Origin of the sequence: Pectobacterium jejuense, from assembly GCF_026800125.1 — a bacterium.
Classification (GTDB): domain Bacteria; phylum Pseudomonadota; class Gammaproteobacteria; order Enterobacterales; family Enterobacteriaceae; genus Pectobacterium; species Pectobacterium jejuense.
Genome location: NZ_JAPQKX010000001.1, coordinates 228,294 through 244,569, shown reverse-complemented (window position 1 = coordinate 244,569; position 16,276 = coordinate 228,294). Strand labels below are relative to the sequence as shown.

At 54.2% G+C, this 16,276-nt stretch carries 20 protein-coding genes; all 20 read right to left on the bottom strand.

All coding sequences use genetic code 11. The features are described 5' to 3' along the window. Positions 1 to 44 precede the first annotated feature (44 nt). The 20 genes from NXT09_RS01100 to NXT09_RS01005 all read right to left on the bottom strand — a co-directional run bounded on the left by NXT09_RS01100 (position 45) and on the right by NXT09_RS01005 (position 16,260). Positions 45 to 626 (bottom strand): phage baseplate assembly protein V, encoded by a 582-nt coding sequence (locus NXT09_RS01100; RefSeq protein ID WP_268578563.1) that lies wholly within the window; start codon positions 624 to 626, stop codon positions 45 to 47. After that, the gene (locus NXT09_RS01095) at positions 623 to 1,783 is read right to left on the bottom strand and encodes a phage late control D family protein (RefSeq protein WP_268578562.1); all 1,161 of its coding nucleotides are present in this window, start codon (positions 1,781 to 1,783) and stop codon (positions 623 to 625) included. Before NXT09_RS01095 ends, NXT09_RS01100 begins: the two co-directional genes overlap by 4 nt. Continuing rightward, complete coding sequence (locus NXT09_RS01090) at positions 1,771 to 1,983, bottom strand: tail protein X (RefSeq protein ID WP_268578561.1); 213 nt, start codon at positions 1,981 to 1,983, stop codon at positions 1,771 to 1,773. The genes NXT09_RS01095 and NXT09_RS01090 overlap by 13 nt, the downstream gene beginning before the upstream one ends. After that, the gene (locus NXT09_RS01085; protein ID WP_268578560.1) at positions 1,973 to 2,902 is read right to left on the bottom strand and encodes a phage tail protein; all 930 of its coding nucleotides are present in this window, start codon (positions 2,900 to 2,902) and stop codon (positions 1,973 to 1,975) included. Before NXT09_RS01085 ends, NXT09_RS01090 begins: the two co-directional genes overlap by 11 nt. Further along, positions 2,902 to 5,349 (bottom strand): phage tail tape measure protein, encoded by a 2,448-nt coding sequence (locus NXT09_RS01080; RefSeq protein WP_268578883.1) that lies wholly within the window; start codon positions 5,347 to 5,349, stop codon positions 2,902 to 2,904. Before NXT09_RS01080 ends, NXT09_RS01085 begins: the two co-directional genes overlap by 1 nt. A gap of 221 nt (positions 5,350 to 5,570) precedes the next feature. Then, on the bottom strand, positions 5,571 to 5,714 hold the full coding sequence (locus tag NXT09_RS22520) for a GpE family phage tail protein (RefSeq protein ID WP_306417430.1): 144 nt from the start codon (positions 5,712 to 5,714) through the stop codon (positions 5,571 to 5,573). Beyond that, positions 5,659 to 5,979 carry a phage tail assembly protein gene (locus NXT09_RS01070; RefSeq protein ID WP_010294908.1) on the bottom strand — a complete coding sequence of 107 codons (321 nt, stop codon included), beginning with the start codon at positions 5,977 to 5,979 and terminating at the stop codon, positions 5,659 to 5,661. Before NXT09_RS01070 ends, NXT09_RS22520 begins: the two co-directional genes overlap by 56 nt. Before the next feature lie 139 nt (positions 5,980 to 6,118). Continuing rightward, complete coding sequence (locus NXT09_RS01065; protein WP_039499429.1) at positions 6,119 to 6,415, bottom strand: 2Fe-2S iron-sulfur cluster-binding protein; 297 nt, start codon at positions 6,413 to 6,415, stop codon at positions 6,119 to 6,121. 56 nt (positions 6,416 to 6,471) lie between these two features. Next, the gene (locus tag NXT09_RS01060; RefSeq protein ID WP_268578558.1) at positions 6,472 to 6,996 is read right to left on the bottom strand and encodes a phage major tail tube protein; all 525 of its coding nucleotides are present in this window, start codon (positions 6,994 to 6,996) and stop codon (positions 6,472 to 6,474) included. Then, a complete protein-coding gene (locus NXT09_RS01055) occupies positions 6,996 to 8,423 on the bottom strand; it encodes a phage tail sheath subtilisin-like domain-containing protein (RefSeq protein WP_268578557.1) in 1,428 nt (475 codons plus the stop codon). The genes NXT09_RS01060 and NXT09_RS01055 overlap by 1 nt, the downstream gene beginning before the upstream one ends. After that, positions 8,413 to 8,610 (bottom strand): hypothetical protein, encoded by a 198-nt coding sequence (locus NXT09_RS01050; RefSeq protein WP_268578556.1) that lies wholly within the window; start codon positions 8,608 to 8,610, stop codon positions 8,413 to 8,415. Before NXT09_RS01050 ends, NXT09_RS01055 begins: the two co-directional genes overlap by 11 nt. Further along, entirely contained in the window at positions 8,607 to 9,074 is a 468-nt protein-coding gene (locus NXT09_RS01045; RefSeq protein ID WP_268578555.1) for a Gp37 family protein, read from the bottom strand. The genes NXT09_RS01050 and NXT09_RS01045 overlap by 4 nt, the downstream gene beginning before the upstream one ends. A gap of 263 nt (positions 9,075 to 9,337) precedes the next feature. After that, entirely contained in the window at positions 9,338 to 9,649 is a 312-nt protein-coding gene (locus NXT09_RS01040; protein ID WP_268578554.1) for a hypothetical protein, read from the bottom strand. After that, positions 9,642 to 9,971 (bottom strand): hypothetical protein, encoded by a 330-nt coding sequence (locus NXT09_RS01035; RefSeq protein WP_010281034.1) that lies wholly within the window; start codon positions 9,969 to 9,971, stop codon positions 9,642 to 9,644. Before NXT09_RS01035 ends, NXT09_RS01040 begins: the two co-directional genes overlap by 8 nt. After that, positions 9,961 to 10,635, bottom strand: a complete 675-nt coding sequence (locus tag NXT09_RS01030) for a hypothetical protein (protein WP_268578553.1) — start codon at positions 10,633 to 10,635, stop codon at positions 9,961 to 9,963. Before NXT09_RS01030 ends, NXT09_RS01035 begins: the two co-directional genes overlap by 11 nt. Then, entirely contained in the window at positions 10,625 to 11,236 is a 612-nt protein-coding gene (locus NXT09_RS01025) for a transglycosylase SLT domain-containing protein (protein ID WP_219678315.1), read from the bottom strand. Before NXT09_RS01025 ends, NXT09_RS01030 begins: the two co-directional genes overlap by 11 nt. A 1-nt stretch (position 11,237) precedes the next feature. After that, positions 11,238 to 11,567, bottom strand: coding sequence for a putative holin (locus NXT09_RS01020; protein WP_268578552.1), 330 nt, complete (start codon positions 11,565 to 11,567; stop codon positions 11,238 to 11,240). 239 nt (positions 11,568 to 11,806) lie between these two features. After that, positions 11,807 to 13,174 carry a TolC family outer membrane protein gene (locus NXT09_RS01015; protein ID WP_268578551.1) on the bottom strand — a complete coding sequence of 456 codons (1,368 nt, stop codon included), beginning with the start codon at positions 13,172 to 13,174 and terminating at the stop codon, positions 11,807 to 11,809. A 2-nt stretch (positions 13,175 to 13,176) separates the two neighbouring features. Continuing rightward, the gene (locus tag NXT09_RS01010; RefSeq protein WP_268578550.1) at positions 13,177 to 14,505 is read right to left on the bottom strand and encodes an HlyD family type I secretion periplasmic adaptor subunit; all 1,329 of its coding nucleotides are present in this window, start codon (positions 14,503 to 14,505) and stop codon (positions 13,177 to 13,179) included. Positions 14,506 to 14,532: 27 nt separating this feature from the next. Next, positions 14,533 to 16,260, bottom strand: coding sequence for a type I secretion system permease/ATPase (locus NXT09_RS01005; protein ID WP_268578549.1), 1,728 nt, complete (start codon positions 16,258 to 16,260; stop codon positions 14,533 to 14,535). Positions 16,261 to 16,276 lie beyond the last annotated feature (16 nt).

Sequence of the window (16,276 nt, the reverse complement as noted above, 5' to 3'; positions counted from 1 at the left end):
GCCCCCGGTGAGAGGAAGGAATATTAAAGCGGTTTAGGAAAACGCTAGTGCGAGTGGTGGTTAGAGTTGCCGCCAGCATCCATGACGCTGCCGCTGGCACTGACGTTGCCGGAGATACTGACATCACCGCTGAGGCAGGCACCGCCGGAACCGGACATCCCGCTCTCGTAGGTGAGTTGCCCTTGCACCAGTAGCTTGCCAGTCACCGTCGTTTCTGGCGCATTAATAGTGACACGCTGAGCGTTAACCACCACGTCAGTCCCGCTGCTAATCGCAATATGCTGCACGCCGCCGTTGATCGTTAACGTATGCGTCCGGCGATCGTATTCAATATGCGCGCCGTCAGCGAACGTTACCGCCCTTTTGTCCTTATCTGCCAGCGTTGGCACATCTGTGGTAGAGTAAATCGCCCCTAGCACCAGGCCATCTTCGCCGTTGCCGTCCAGCAGAACCTCGACCTGTTCACCAATATCCGGCAACCAGTAATCCTTATTATTCTGCGTATTACGCTGTAATACCGGTAGCCAGGCCGTACGCAGATTGTCACACTCCGGTAAACGAACGCGCACCATCACACGAACCTCATCCACCGCGCTTATCGTGCCAATTCGACGAGATAAACTCATAACCCTATATCCTTTTTACTCTTGACCGTCTGTGTAGTCTGGCTGCCATCCGGGTGGTAAGTCACCAACGTTTTTCCGCCGTCCGATTTCCGCTTGCCCGCCGTAATTGGCCCGCGAATCAACCCAATCTCCGTGGTGTAGCCACTGCCACGTTCCAGAGCATGGCGAGCCGATTCGATCAACCAATGGCCGGAAAGTTGGCCGAACGACACCAACTCCACTTTATTACCCGCCGCCAACTGTGGGCTGCCCATCAGCGTCATCGACCCCTTTTGTTGCTTTTCGTTGTGCGCATCCAATGCGGCATCCGTTTTCATCCTCGCTCCAGAAGCATCCGCCGCGCGCACGTTAACTTTCAACGTATCCGCACTGGTCTCAGCACCGGCAGGCTTCATTTCGTTGTTCGCGCCACCGTTGGCTTCATAAACCATCAGTTTCTTTTCACTCCCTTTCTGATACTTCGTCTTGGCATTTTTATAGACGTGACTGATCGTGTCGCTCAGTGAAAAACGCGCGACGTCCGTTGGCTTAATTTGTCGAACAGACGCCTGATTGCGCAGCGTCGCCAGATGGGAAAAAATCAGCTGGTCGCTGACCACCTTCACGACATAGCCATATTCACTGGCGAGCCGCTTTAGAAAAGCGACATCGGTTTCCGCATATTGCGTAACGCGATCGATCTTGATGATTTGAATCTTCCCTACCAGCATCAACTGATGCTTTTTCGCGATACGTGTCGCAATCGCGGCTAACGTCGTATCTTCAAAACCGCGATTTGATTTGGTTCGCAACGCACGATTGACCGATGTCGCGACGCCGCGAATCACTACTTCGCTCGGCGGCGCACTAACCTCAATTTCATCAATCGAGAAAGTACCGCAGTCAAACAGCATTTCACCGAGATAGCCTAGCTTGAGCGATAATGTATCGCCCGTACCGGGATACCACTTATCCATCCAGCGGCCATCAGTATCATCGAGCCTGACCTCGATCGAATCCGATTCATTCTTGATGCTATCGGTATACGTCACGCTGGTAACATACGGTGCGATATCATTGGTAATATCCTTTTGCAGATACCACAGTGTGAACGCCGGTTGCAGTACTTCCGACACCGCAGGAGAGGACAGGGTTAGTTCTTCCGTTAACGCAGCCATGGTGGGGTGTCCTTCGCTTTACTGGCCTCTGCTTGTTCAATAATCGGAATCAGCACCACCACACCCGATGGCAACAGCGGCACGATGGGGATATGCGGGTTAGCCGCAATGATCCGCGGATAGCCGAGCGGATCGCCGTAATACAGGTAGGACAAGGTATCCCAGCGTTCGCCCTGTGTAGTGATATGTTCAAGGTGCATATGCTTCAACCCTCTTCACGATTTCCGCCGTCAGTTTGCTCAGCGCAGGCTCAGCGCCTTTAAAGGTGTCGCTCGCGGCCTCAACATGTTTACTGATGGCCTCCAGCTTCTCGATAACATTTTTGCTGTCGACCCCCTGCAACAAGGCGGCAACTTGCTTGACCTGCTTCAGCATTTCATTCGCCGCTTTATTAACCGCTGTAATTTCAGGCATCATCTTCTCTGCCTGAACCGCCGTATCAGATATGGCCTCTGCCGCTTTTTTAAACGCCGGTTCCACCTCACTTAACGGCGTCAATACATTCCCGACTTGCGTTAGCAGTCCGGGAATTTGCAACAGCGCAGTTTCGGGGTTGTTCTTCATCCGTTTTACAATTTGAACGGTGGTTCTCGCCGCCTTAACGGCAGACTGTGCCTTCTTGGCATACGTGACAGCCGTGCGTAGGGAAGCTGAAAAATTGCTCACTTTCTGGACCGCCGTGGTGATGGCACTGACGTTAGGAACAGGGGTCTCTATCGCCGGCGGTTTGAGCGGATTCTTCGGATCGCCAATATATTCTCGCAGCGTCAGCTCGGCATTCATGGCCAATACGTTGCCCTTCGCGTCAGTATGCTGGCTGGTCGAGGTCAATGCCGTAATCACAAACCAGCCACGATAATCCCCATTGCCGAAGACTAACGCCATTGCCTGATGCGCCCGCATCGCCTCAGCCAACCGCTTCAGCTCCGCATCGGGCGTGCAGTACTGCTTGTGAAACACCAGACTAATAGTAATCTCGTCCAGCTTCGCACCGATGAACTGCAGGCCAGGTTTGCCTTCAATGCGGCCATGCTCAGCATAATCTGCACCGAATGACGTATTAAAGCCGTCCCAGTAGGCGGTCACTTTAAATTCAATATTTCCTAATACCGCAAACATCAGGCGTACCCCCTGCGCTCACGCTGAGTGAGCAGCTTGTTCAACATATTTTCCAGTTCATTCATGCTAAGCGTCAGCGTCTTCGTCATTTCAGGCGTTGGCGCGGCCTTCTGGCCGTTGAGATAAATGGTGGGTGAGAAAGCAACCTGAACACGTTCGGAAGGGGCTGCGGTGACTAACTTACCTTTCGCTCCACCGACAGTTGGTGTCAGTGCAACACGCTGTTGCGGGGTTGGTTCTAGCGACAATGCAGATACCGACGTGGGTTTTAGAACTGGCGTGGCTACAGCACTGGCAGCCACAGGTTGACCGCTGGCTTCTACAGACACCGTTTTTGAACCCATACCCAGAAAGTCTTTAACGCCATCAGGAATAAACTCCGCCATTTTGTTAAAAGTGCCAGAGACTTTCGGAAATTCATTCGACAATGCTTTCACAAACGCATCAATGCATAGTCGCCCCACCTCACTTAAACGTTCAGGTAACTTATTTCCTAACTCATTAACATCTTTAGCCCAGGTTGAATACCACGTACCAAATGGCGACCAATCAACCAGAACAGCGAGAACACCCGCCACGCCTCCAGACGTGCCATTTTTGAGATCGGCCCAAAACGCTTTAGCTCTCTGACTGATATCAGACCAGTGGCGACTAAAGAATGAACTGATTTGGTCTCGATATTTGTAAACCAAACCAACTATTCCAACTAGTGCGGCACCAACTGCGATAATCACCCACCCCAATGGCGTCGTCAGCAACATAATCCCCAGCGACAATACTGCTCGACCCGCCATCATCAAGCCGCTACGTAACACGCCACCAAGAATGCGCCCTAATGTTCCGGCTCCACCAACCAGCCGGCTCAAGATCCCTCCAATACCTTGCAACACCCCGGTCGTTCTTAATCCCGCATTGAACAGCTGCCAGCCACGCTGAACCTGCAAAATACCTTCCCAAACGCTCAGTAAAGGCGATAACAGTGTGGTAATCCCCAGCTTCGCCCCGCTCAACGCCATTCTGAACGCGAAGAAACCGGCCACGGCCATCACGATCCCGCGAACCAGTTCAGGGTTCGCTGCCGTCCAGGTCACCAATTGCTCCAAAATGGGGATCAGCGCATCACTCAGAGAAACCAATACTGGCGTCAACGCTTCACCCACATTGAGCGCAATATTCAGCAACGACGTTGTCATTCGGTTCCAGCGCGCGGTCAATGTGTCATTCTGCCGGGCGAAGTCGAGACCCAGCGTTTGCGTGGCTGCCGGGCTGTTCATCACCTGCTGATTCGCTTGATAGCTCTGCCAGTTCTGCTTCATCAACATCGCATGATTCACGGATTCTGGCGTACGGAATACCTCCTGCAACCCGTAGCGCTGCATTAAACTTTGCTGTGCGTCTACGTTGCCCGCTTTACTGGCCTTATCCCACAGTTGCTGGAATTGACTGCCTTTGCTGTCGATGAATCGGTTACTAATCTGAACCGCAGCGTCGTACTGTGAATACCCACCTTTCATGTAGCTTTTTAGTGACGCGTTATAATCTACGCCCGCGTTGTAGTAGCTGTCGGCAATGTCAGTTCGTCCCACCGAATTCATGAAACTCTCCAGCCGGGCAGCCGTATTCGCTTCTGTATACGCGCCTTTTGTCGCGCTCAGGCTGGAAACCAACTGACTCAACGCCTGGTTGCCCGTCGCCCCCATCGCCGTAAACCCCGGAGCTAGCGCAGTCGCGTATTGCGTCATCGACGCCATGGAGAAACCCTGTTTAGTGCCCGCTAGCATCCGGGAGAAGGATTCCTCCAGCGCCTTAGCACCTTTCAGGTTAAACACGTCATCTAACGTGGCCGAAAGTGCAGTAAGATCGGACAGCGCCGCGCCAGAGGCCGTTGACGTTTTACCTACAACTGCCGCAACATCCGTTGCCTGATCCGGTGACATGCCGTAAGCAAGCAGTTGCCCGGCACTACCGAGCAATGCATCTGGCTTTTGGTTCACCTGTTGAGAAGATTGACGCAGTTTCTGCCCCATCAATTTTTCTTGCTCACTCGATATCCCATGAGCAACGCTGATGCCACGCAACTGCGCCTCAAACGATGCATAGCGTGTGACCGACGCCACAATCGGCTTCATGACAGAATCAAACTGCGCACGCTTAGTCTGAAAATCCTCGGCGAGTTCACCCCGACGGCTACGTAGCGTTTCCTGACGTGACTGGATACTCTCCAGCCGTTCCTGATTGGTTACCAATTTACCTAGTGACTGGCTCAGTTGGGACGTCACTTGTGTGCTACGCAAACTGACATTGCCAAAACGCTCCAGCGACTGATTAAACAGACGCTGCCACTCCTCAGCTTGTTTGAGTTTATCGCTAAGTGGCTGCAGCGATTTTTTTGTGTCATCCAGCGTGGCGCCAAACGCCCTGCCCAGCATGACACCGTTTAAAAGCATATCCACGGTTCACTCTCATTCAGAAAAGCCCCTTGCGGGGCGGATCGGAGACGGCGGCTTGCGCCGCTCCAGTGTGGTTTCCCCATCACAAACCGGGGATAAAACGAGGAAAAGGACGGGTGATAAGCGGGAGGAAGACACGTGGTGAGGGAGCAAAGCGGCCAGCATCCTTATCGCTGGCCGGGTTGGGTGGATGGTGGCCTAATTAATCCTGTCAGTAATCAGTTTTCCTCACCGTTCTCACGTTTTATCTGTTCGCTGGCTTCATCCAGCCAGCGTTCAAAGTCGTCCAGTTCCAGCGCATCAATCTCACTCGGCTGAAAGCGAAACCACCTCGCCAGCAGAGCCTGCGCTTTCCACAGCAGCGCCGGCTGCGTTATCCAACCCAAGTAGCTGCTGAAATCGTTTTTGCAGCGCCATATAGTCCTGCGCGTCCATCTCATCGATGTCTTCCGGCACCAGACCGGTCATGCGCGACAGCAGCGCGTCGTCCCAGTTGCTTGGGTCATCGCTGATTTTTTTCACCGCTTTGATGTCTTTGACTTTCAGACGCTTGAGCGAAATGGACTCCACGCGTTGACCGGCGGAGGTGGTGTAAGGGAATTGCAGAGAATAGGTTTCAGTGTGCATAACGGCTCCTTAGTAAATGTCGGGAGCAGTATCGCGTGCGGCGAGGAATAACGATTTTAAAGTGAATTAGAAAACGAAAGCGGCAGGCATAAGAAAGGGGCCGAAGCCCCTTGAATTAAGATAATGTGAATACAGATAATTAACGCGGCAGTTCTTCTTCCGCAAAGAAGCGAACAACGCAGTCGCTCATAGGGTAAGACGTATCAGTCAGAAAGAAGCCGGCCGCTTTCTGATTGTCATCTAAATAGGAACCATCACTTTGATCGACCTGACCAGAAATCAAACGTGCTGCCGATGACGGGTCTGCACCAGCACGACTCGAATAGGGTAAAGTAAAACCCGCTTCTTCTCCTGCATCCAAAATGTAGACATCCTCACGGCACTGGAAATGAATATTATTTTCCAAGTCGATAATATCAAATACTTTTGCTGACATCGTCACCTCACTGATTGATAGAAACGCCCGCCCCACTGGCGGGCCTGGAAGATAAATTAACCGCCGATATTGGCGCGATAGCTGTTCAGTTGATCCACGCCGCCCACCATGAAGATGTTGGACAGGTAATCCAGCTCCAGCAGGTCTTCACCGTTCATCACCTGCTTGATGTAGGTACAGCTGAACGCGCTGCTAAAATCCGGGTTTTCGTGCTGTTTGAACGTGCCCAGCGGATTCTTTTTGAACATGATGGTCATGTACGTCACCAGCGGCACTTCTTCGATACGGCCTTGAGAGCCGTAGCGTTCCACGCTGGAGCGACACTGCAGCGCCAGCGACTGGTAAGGGTTCGCCGCCGCCAGCATTGCTTCGCGGTAGAAGGAGTTCCACTTGATCTCACCTTCCAGCTTGTCGAAGCCCGCAGGCAGTTCGATCTTGCCGACCATACCCAGCGCTTTGTGCTCCTGCATGATCATGGAGACATCCGGCAACTTGATTTCCTGCGCACGCCCCAGTAGGTTGGCGCCATTGATGTAGATGTTGGCGTTGGTAATGCGGTTTACTTCAATTTTCCCGGCCATCAGTTAGTGCCCTCCAGCGTTACCAGGTATTCCGAGGTGATCTCCGTCTCAAAGGTCAGACGCTCAAGCGGCGGCGGCGGAGTGAATTTGTAGTTAAGCAACAGGTGCCCTGCCGCCAGCTCGGTTTGTTCGTTACGCGCGGCATCGAACCAGCATTTGAAGCCCAGCAGCGCGCCATCACCGATCAGTTTGCGACCGTAGGCGTTAACGGATTCCACTAGCGCATCGATCAGCGCCTGATTGATCGGCATATCGATGTACTGCTGGCTGAAATAGCGGATGGATTCGTTAATCACATCGCCAGTACGACGCACGTTTTCGAAGTTCTTCATGTGCGTCACGGTTGGCCAGGCCGCGGTGCGGTTGCCCCACAGGCGCAGGCCGGAGCCGTAGCTGTTGAAAATGGTGCTGATGCCCTGCTCGTTCAGCAGGTTCACTTCGCTCTGCGGATCGTCAATCATCGCGGACAGCTGGCGCTCTACGCCGGTGATCCCTTTGATTTCCTGATTGGACGACGACCACCAGAAACCTTTCTCCAGATCGACTTTGGCACGCAAACCCGCGGCACGCGCCGACAGCGGCTCCAGACGTTCGCTGTTGGTTTCCGCGTCGTACACTTTTACGTGCGGATAGCACAGACGAGCGCGTTCAGAGCTGGTGTTGAAGTTGATCGTGCCTTCCGGGCCACGGCCGCTCAGCGCCTGCGCAAAGGTGGTACCGATTGGCGCATCGATATAGGCAATCGCGCCCAACTTGTCGGCCAGCGAAATCAGCTCGGTCGTTACGCTATTTTGCGTACAGAACACCGGCGAAATCAGAATCTTGGCAAAGAAGCCGTACAGGTTGTAGGTATCGTTCAGCAGCTTCATACCGGTGCGTTTGCCCGCGGCGTTGATGCTGCCGATGATGTCGGCGGCAGTCACTTTCGTGACATCAGCAAAGTCATAAGACGCGCTAACCACAGCGGTAACATCGATGTTTTTACCCAGATTTTTCAGTACGCCGGTTTGTGCATCCAGCGTATAGTCCTGACCTTCGACAAACGGCTGACCGCCTTCTGCCGCCGTCAGCACCAGCTTGGCAACCACACGGTTCGCCAGTTGCGCCGTACCGGTCGCTTTGTCAAAAGTGACTTTTTCTGCGCTCACAGACGATTTGTGTTTCGCCGGATCCAGCACGTTAATGACCAGAACCGTACCCGCACCATGATCGTAAATTGCATCCAGCGCCTGCGGGATGGTATAGCCGCCGAACTGGCTACCAAACTGTGCCGCGTCTTTTTCGGACAGGCACAGCGTAACGTCATCTACCGCACCCTGCGGCGCCGTACCAATCAGCCCAATCACCGCAGATTTGACGGTTTTCACCGGACGAGCACCGGTTTCAACTTCAATTGTTTCTACACCATGTAAATAATTAGCGGCCAAGGGTCACCTCCGTTGCGCTATCAGCCAGAACCTGATCCGCGACAGGCAGCAAATAGCCCAGCGCGATCAGCGTTTTCACGTACTCATGATCTGCCGGCAGTTCAGTCACCTGAGCGGGCCAAAGCAGAACTTCCTGACCATCTGCCAGCGTGACGCCGCTGGCGGGGCCGGTGTAGCGGTATTTCATGCGTCTTTCTCCTCATAATTAACCGTGGTAAGCAGCGGACCATCCGTCTGCTCGCGGTCTTCGATAAAAAGGGTTTCTATGGTGCAATCAATGGCGTAATGCCAGCGTCCTTCGGTGTAACCAACGTAGCGGTCGCGTACTAGCCGAATACCGCGATGACAGTCAGGCAGTCGGTATCCTCCCAGCGCCTGACGGACGATATCGAGCGTGGCCAGCACGCCGTCTTCGCCATCCAGCGCCGGCAGCAGCACGGCAACCATCAGCTGTGGTCGCTGCGTCTGAACCGGAGAATCTGCATCTTCCGGTGCGGAAAATTCGGAACCGCGATACCCCACCAGTACATCGCCAGGTGTCAGGAGATCGGGTCCAAGCAGAATGTTTTCTGGGCAGGACGCAATCCGCCGTGCCGGTAAGTGCTGCTGGAGGCGGGCTATCACCGCATCGATAATTGGTCTGGTATTCATATCCGTTCACCCGCTGTGTTAATGGCGCACTGTTTTGGTGGCACATCGTGTTGATGGCGCTAGTATCCGGATAATGATTGGCTGCGGCTTTTAATCTGTTTTAGAAAAAACAGCGAAGTGATGTATTTGAAAAAAATACGGATAAAACACTGAAAAATAAAAATTATTTCGATAAAAAAAACGCCAACACAACCGTGCTGGCGCAAAGAAATATGACGATACTGATAACGCGCAAAGACAGAAGAGAAACCCATGCGATGGGATTACCGATCCCAATATTTTTCTGGCCGGGCGATGCCAACCATACAGTCAACCGCATATTCCACGACATCCACACCAAGGCGGGTAAGATTCGCCAGCCAGACGCCGCCCACCTCCTTGGTCAATACCGCCATCTTGCGATCGGCCAGATAATCCAGTGCGTGACGCAGCTCCGGCTCTGAGGCATCGGCATACAGCCGCTGCATCAGCGCTAGCAGGAACATTTCATTCGCGGTGTAAGGCCGCGTTTTATTTAATGCGATAAGCAAGTGCCAACGCATCGATTCCTGTCGGATACGCGGCGTATCAGCCATGATTGCCTCCTGAATACCGCTGCTGCACTAGCTCCAGCTTGTTATAAAGCGCATCCAGCTTGGCTTCGATGACCGTCTGACCACGGATGTAATCCTCACGTCGCACGTAGATCAACGGTAAATCAGCGCGAAACTCCAGAAACTCGCGCTCCAGTCGCGTCCAGCCTTGCTCGCTCTTCTGACGTGCATTTTCCAGGGCGGCAAAACGCTCGTTCAGTCGCTTTTCAATCTGAGTGAGCAGAATCCGTCCGGCAGCAAACAGGAAACTCATAAACGACAATAGCAGGCCGACCAGCGACCAGAATTCCACTTCAATCTTCATGTGTTACCTCCCCTGCCTGTTGTAGCGCTTCGATGTAATCCAGCAGCGCGTTAACCTGCGCACTCAGCGCCTGATAGCGCTCTCCGTTGTCGCTGATGTTGGCGAGAATATCGCGCTGGGAGACGTCTGAAGGCTGTAATTCGGCGTTAGCGGTTGCGCCGAAACCGGACGCTGCGCCAGTGCGGCGGGCAGCGGCGGTAATGTCTGAGGCACCGTCGGCGGACAGACCGAAAGCGGCGTTGTAGTGCTGCACGAAGCCACGAGTAAACACGCACTGCACAGGCTGAACTTTGCCTTTTTCGTCAATGTATTGCTGAGTAACATGGTCGATTTTCCGTTGCAGAGCGGCGTTATCCGCCGCCAGTTTTTGACGTGCTGCGACATAGCGCTGTTCGAGTTGATTCCCACGCTCTACCTGCTGCTGGTATTGCTCCGCCGCCGCACGGAGTAGCTGGTTCTGGGTTTCGGCCTGCTGCTGTTGTAGCAAGTTGAATGCTGCCTGCTGTTTCGCCAGCTCGGCATCCCCCAGTGCCTGTGCCAGTTGATAACCCTGATTGCGGCCAGTCAGATAGACCGCGAGTAGCAACACCACGACAAGCAGGACGGCGACTACGCGTGGAGAAAGAAAGGATTTCAGGCTATTGAGAAACAGACTATTCCACACAGCTCGCCCTCCCCCAGCTCAAATACCGTGGTGCCAGTTGATGCAAAATGCGGTCGGGATAATGGCGATTTTCACGCCAGTTGGCGGCACTGCGTCCGGCATTGACGGTTTCCACATGACCAAACCAGCGGAGTATGTCCTTCTCGGCGATCTTCGCGCGTTGCTTATCACGCTGTAACCAGCCAAGCCCGCCGTTGTAGGACGACAAGGTCATTGCCATGCGTTCGCAGTCGTTGCTGGCGCTGATACGCGTCCACAGCCAGCGGTCGTAGCCCGTCAGAGCGCGGATAGCCCAGGCGGGATTAAACGGTTGATTAGCCCGAAGTTCAGGGACGATACCGCTAAACCAGTCGGCGGTGGTCGGCATAAACTGCGCCAGCCCCTGCGCACCGACGGGTGAAACAGCCCGAGGATTCCAGCCGCTTTCCTGATGCAACTGCGCCGCAAAGTCAGCAATCGGGGCATTCATGCCCCAATCCAACCGTGCGCTGCGGATCACATCACTGCGGTACGCCTGCGCGGCACGAGGGATCGTGTCGGCGCAGACCGTCGCGCTAAAAAGCATCGGGCTAAAAAGCAGCGTGATGAGAAGGTGTCGCATATCACAACCCCATCGCTACGCCGATGCAAACGGCTGACACAATCAGCGCACGTCGTAACATCGCGGCGGCAAATACGGTGTGGTGGCCGTCCCGAACCGGGAAGCGTCCACGCGGTACAGGTTCATCACTTTGTTCAAGGAACAAACCAGGGCGCGCTTTAGGAAACAGCGAGCGATCCAGCCAATAACCTAATACCGCCGCGAGTGAAATAAGCGAGAGCTTATAGACGGTGACGGGAAGCTGTTGCGGTGAAATCAGCCCGATAACAGCAAAGAGCAAAGCGGATGTCACAATCCAGCCGGTAAGACGCGGTTTTTTGATTTTTTTCACGATAAAGCCTCCTGATAAGAATGGAGGCCATTATGCAAAATGCGGGGGTTTTATGATTTTAAAGGAGTTTAAGTATTACTAAGGCGCGATATCACACAAAATCGAACCATTTCTATTCGTCATCCCTTTCTACTTTCCATACTTCACGTTACACGTGTGTAGACTTCTATGGTGATAAAAATCATAACCGACTATCCGCATATGATTTTTATCATCTGTTTTAGTGTCTGATGGTCTTGTTATTGGCGAATGGTCTTGTTGTTGGCAAATGACGCTGTTGCAGGCTGAAACCAGGCCGCCAGCTCCAGAATATCTTTCTCGTTCAGCGTACCCGCGGTATAGCGCAGTAATAGCCACGCCTGAAGCCAGCTGTATTTCGCTTCCGCCAGCTCTCGCCGGGCGTTATACCAATCCTGTTCGGCCAGCAGAATATCCAGATTGATACGTTCTCCGCCTGCAACACTCAGCCGCGTGGCGTTGACCGCTTCTTGCGCCGACGAGGCCGTCATTTGCCAGGCCTTAATTTTCGCCGACCCGTTATTGTACAGGTTGTAGTACTTTTTCAATTCGGCCAACGTTTTCTTGGTTTGATCGTCCAGCTCCGCCTGGCTTTGCTGATATTCTGCCGCCGCCTGCCGCATAGATGCGGAGACAGAGCCACCAGCGTAAAGCGGGACATTCAGCTGCAAACCGACGCTCTGCGTATCGTATTTCTGGTTGTAGTTGTATTCGCTTTCGGAACGGCTATTACGCGACGATGCCACCAGCGACAGCGTGGGTAAATGCCCGGCGCGGCTGCGTTCAATTTCATAGCGGCTGACCGCCAGCCCTTCACGCTGCGTCGCCAGTTTGGCATTGTGCTGAACGGCAAGATCGCGCCACTGTGCCAGCGTCTGCTTACCTGATTCCGCAGACGGCAGTTGAGTGAGCGCCAGAGGATACAGCGTCGTGATATCCAGCGCCGTCCCCGTCATATTTTCCAGATCGGTGATCGCGGCATCCAGATTGTCCTGCTGCTCAATACGCTGCGCTTCGATCAGCGTAAAACGCGCTTCCGTTTCCCGCACATCCGTTAACGTGCCTTCGCCCGCCAACAACAGGCGTTTATTCAGCACTAGCTGTTCCTGATACGCCCGCTGCTGTGCATCCAGCAATTGCAGCTTTTCCTGCGCCAGCAGCGCGCTGCTCCAGGCTTGATATAGCCGCACCATCAAATCCTGACTGCGATCGCGAAAACGCTGATCGGCCATCAGTGTGCGGGCAACGCCCTGCTGATAACGCGCCCAGGCCGCATAGTCCAGCAGCGGCTGGCGCAGCGACAGCGTTGACGTATAGCTGTCGTAATCACGTTTTAGCGTGTTACCCGTGAAGCTATCCGTTTGGGTGACTTTGGAGTGGCTGCGGTTAGCGTTATAGCCATACTGGAGATTGGGAAGCAGGTTGGCACGCCCTATCGTCTCCTCTTCCTGACCTGCCGCATGCTCAAACCCCGCCGCGCGAAACTGAGCGTCGTTACGCAGCGCCAATTCCCAGGCATCAAGCAGCCCTAATGCGTTGGCCCCCGAAGAAAGCAGCCCAAACAGCACGATTATCGCGATCCTTTGCATGATTATTCTTCCGTTAATGCCAGATGCAGGCGATCCATTAAAGGCTTAAAGAGATAATTGACGAACGACCGCTCTCCGGTACGAACAAATCCTTGAACCGGCATACCGGGTTTGACTTCCAGCCCCTCCAGCGCCCGTTTCCCGGCCTCATCCACCTGAACACGCAGGCTGTAATAAGGTGAACCGTCTCGCTCATCCAGCAGGCGGTCGGCGGACAGCAGCTCGACCGTTCCCGCCACGCGCGGTGTCGTGCTCTGGTTAAACGCGACGAACTGAAGCTCGACGGATAACCCTGGCCAGACCTTGTCCACCAGCTCAACGGGCAGGCGCGCATCCACCAAGAGAGGCTGATCGTCCGGCACAATCTCCAGAAGCGTTTGCCCCGGCGCGATCACACCGCCTTCCGTAAACACTTTCAGCCCGACCACCGTGCCGGAAACGGGTGCGCGCATCTGAATATTCGCCAGATTGAAATCGGCTTTTTCCTTCTTGCTACCCACATCGCTCAGCAGTGCCCGCACGTCCGCCAGCTCGCTGTTCACTTCTTTGTCGTATTCCTGCTGGCGCTGGGCGATCAGCAGCGTTTGTTGTTCAATATCACGACGGGTACGATTAATATCCCCTGCCAACTGGGCAATATCGCCGTTAAGCTGCGCCAGCAGACGTTCGTTCTCCAGCATTTTGTTGCGCGGGACATAATTTTCCGCCGCCAGTGAGCGCAGCCCTTGCAGCTGTTGTTCCAGCGTTTCCCGCTGTTTCTGCTTACTGGACATCACCTGACGCTGGGCGCTGAGCGACGCCTCCATCCCCGCGATACTTGAGCGCATTCCTTCCGCTTCAAGCTTGAGCGACTGCTGACGGCTGTGCAGTAAATCACGCTGTAATGCCGTAATCACGCGCATCTCCGGTTTTTCCGCTAGCGGTTGCAGGCGAGGCGTCATCACCATGTCACTCAGCCGCTGCTGCTCGGCAAGCAGACGACCTTCACGCGCCACCAGCTGTAAATACTGACCATCCAGCCCTTCACTCGCCGAACGCGCATCGACCTCATTCAGCGTTAGCAGAATCTGACCGGCCTCGACCCTGTCGCCATCTTTCACCTGGATTTTATCGACGATGCCGCCCTGATTGTGCTGCACAACCTTGCGGTTACCGGAAATCACGACGCTGCCATTCACCATGACGCCCTTGTCCAGCGGAGCAAACAGTGCCCACAGGAGAAAACCGCCGAACCCGGCGAGCACCAGCAACCACCCCAGACGCACAGCACGTTTTTCATCGCGCCGCGCCGTCTGGTTCATACTCTCTTCACTTATTTCTGATGCGGACATGTCTTTCCCTGTATTCGTCATTCCCTGTTACTGTTGAACAGCGGCAGCAGGTGTCATTTGTGCTTGATTGGCGGCACGACGCGGCTGCAATTCGTTCAGAATATCGCGTGCAGGCCCAAATCGCTGTTGCTTACCCTGATTGAGCACCAGAATCTTATGTGCCAGCGTGGTTAATGCAGGACGATGCGTAATCAGTACCACCGTCGCTCCCCGCTTCTGAAGATGCGAGATCGCCTGCGCCAGCGCTATTTCGCCTTCGTTATCGAGGCTGGAATTTGGTTCATCGAGTACCAGCAGGCAGGGATCGCCATACACCGCACGCGCCAGAGCGATACGCTGCCGTTGCCCGCCCGACAGCCCGTTGCCGTCAGCGCCAAGCGGCGTGTCATATCCCTGCGGTTGGCTCAGAATCATTTCGTGGACGCCAGCCAGCTTCGCCGCTGCGACAATCTTTTCCGCATCATGCTCGCCAAAGCGGGCAATATTCTCCGCCAGCGTGCCTTTAAAGAGCTGCACATCCTGTGGCAGATAGCCCATTGCCGGGCCAAATGCCGTTTTATCTACCTGACTGAGATCGGCTCCATCCAATCGAACCTTGCCACGCGTCGGTGTTTGCGTCGCAACCAGCAGACGTGCCAGCGTGGATTTACCCGAACCCGATGCGCCCAGAATCGCCAGCGTTTCTCCCGCCTGAAGCGAGAAATGGATATCCTGCAATCTTGATGCCCCTTGCGGCGTCTGCAATAACACATTCTCGACGCTAAGCTGGCCAACTGGCGCAGGCAGCGCCATCGCCTCCGCCTTGGGCGGATAAGCCGTCATGATACGGCTGAGTCGATACCAGGCCTGCCGCGCGCTGCTCAGCGGTTTCCAAATACCGATAAACTGATCGATAGGGCTCAACACGCGCCCGACAAGAATTGATCCTGCAATCATCATCCCCGGTGTGATTTCGCCCTTAATCGCTAGCATGGCCCCCACGCCGAGCATCAGCGATTGCAGAAAAATGCGCGCATGTTTTGATGCAGCCCCGACAACTGCTGCCCGTTCGCTCGCCAGATTTTGCAGCGTAATAAAACGGTAGTGTTGCCCCAACCAACGGCGGCGCAAATTAGGCAGCATTCCCATCGATTCAATGACTTCAGCATTACGCAGCTGCGTATCCGCAAGATGGGTCGCCTGTAGCGCTTCATGGTTTGCCTCTTCCAAAGGCGACGTGGTGAGATACTGATTCAGCCATGCCAGCAGCACCAGCACCACTGTTCCTCCCAACGCCAACAGGCCGAGAACCGGATGGATCAGAAACAGCACTAATAAAAAGAAGGGAAACCAGGGAATATCGAAGAAGGCAAACAATGAGTTGCCTGTAATAAACTGCCGCAGTAGCGTAAGATCGTTCAGCGCCTGACCCGCTTTGGCCTCGCCAGCTTCCAGATTGCGCTCAAATGCGGCGTTGAAGACCTGCTGATTCAGCTGTAGATCGATACGGGTACCGAGCCTTACGACCACCAGGCTTCGCACCCATTCGAGTGCCGCCATGAATATTCCCAGACCGGCAATCAGCAGGGTGAGCATCAACAACGTGGTGCCATTCCCTGAAGCCAGTACGCGATCGTAAACCTGAAGCATATAAATCGAAGGCGACAGCATCAGTAGATTAACGATGGCGCTGAAAATCCCAATGCTCCAAAAGCTGCGCCGGAAAGGACGCAGTATACTCAACAACGAACGTTCCTTATTTGCTAGTTGACTCACTGCGTTTGCCTCTCCT

Excerpts from the sequence above, each read along its gene's own strand:
- NXT09_RS01100 (WP_268578563.1), bottom strand. The coding sequence starts at position 626 with ATGAGTTTATCTCGTCGAATTGGCACGATAAGCGCGGTGGATGAGGTT.
- NXT09_RS01095 (WP_268578562.1), bottom strand. The coding sequence starts at position 1,783 with ATGGCTGCGTTAACGGAAGAACTAACCCTGTCCTCTCCTGCGGTGTCG.
- NXT09_RS01090 (WP_268578561.1), bottom strand. The coding sequence starts at position 1,983 with ATGCACCTTGAACATATCACTACACAGGGCGAACGCTGGGATACCTTG.
- NXT09_RS01085 (WP_268578560.1), bottom strand. The coding sequence starts at position 2,902 with ATGTTTGCGGTATTAGGAAATATTGAATTTAAAGTGACCGCCTACTGG.
- NXT09_RS01080 (WP_268578883.1), bottom strand. The coding sequence starts at position 5,349 with ATGCTTTTAAACGGTGTCATGCTGGGCAGGGCGTTTGGCGCCACGCTG.
- NXT09_RS01070 (WP_010294908.1), bottom strand. The coding sequence starts at position 5,979 with ATGCACACTGAAACCTATTCTCTGCAATTCCCTTACACCACCTCCGCC.
- NXT09_RS01065 (WP_039499429.1), bottom strand. The coding sequence starts at position 6,415 with ATGTCAGCAAAAGTATTTGATATTATCGACTTGGAAAATAATATTCAT.
- NXT09_RS01060 (WP_268578558.1), bottom strand. The coding sequence starts at position 6,996 with ATGGCCGGGAAAATTGAAGTAAACCGCATTACCAACGCCAACATCTAC.
- NXT09_RS01050 (WP_268578556.1), bottom strand. The coding sequence starts at position 8,610 with ATGAAATACCGCTACACCGGCCCCGCCAGCGGCGTCACGCTGGCAGAT.
- NXT09_RS01045 (WP_268578555.1), bottom strand. The coding sequence starts at position 9,074 with ATGAATACCAGACCAATTATCGATGCGGTGATAGCCCGCCTCCAGCAG.
- NXT09_RS01040 (WP_268578554.1), bottom strand. The coding sequence starts at position 9,649 with ATGGCTGATACGCCGCGTATCCGACAGGAATCGATGCGTTGGCACTTG.
- NXT09_RS01035 (WP_010281034.1), bottom strand. The coding sequence starts at position 9,971 with ATGAAGATTGAAGTGGAATTCTGGTCGCTGGTCGGCCTGCTATTGTCG.
- NXT09_RS01025 (WP_219678315.1), bottom strand. The coding sequence starts at position 11,236 with ATGCGACACCTTCTCATCACGCTGCTTTTTAGCCCGATGCTTTTTAGC.
- NXT09_RS01015 (WP_268578551.1), bottom strand. The coding sequence starts at position 13,174 with ATGCAAAGGATCGCGATAATCGTGCTGTTTGGGCTGCTTTCTTCGGGG.
- NXT09_RS01010 (WP_268578550.1), bottom strand. The coding sequence starts at position 14,505 with ATGTCCGCATCAGAAATAAGTGAAGAGAGTATGAACCAGACGGCGCGG.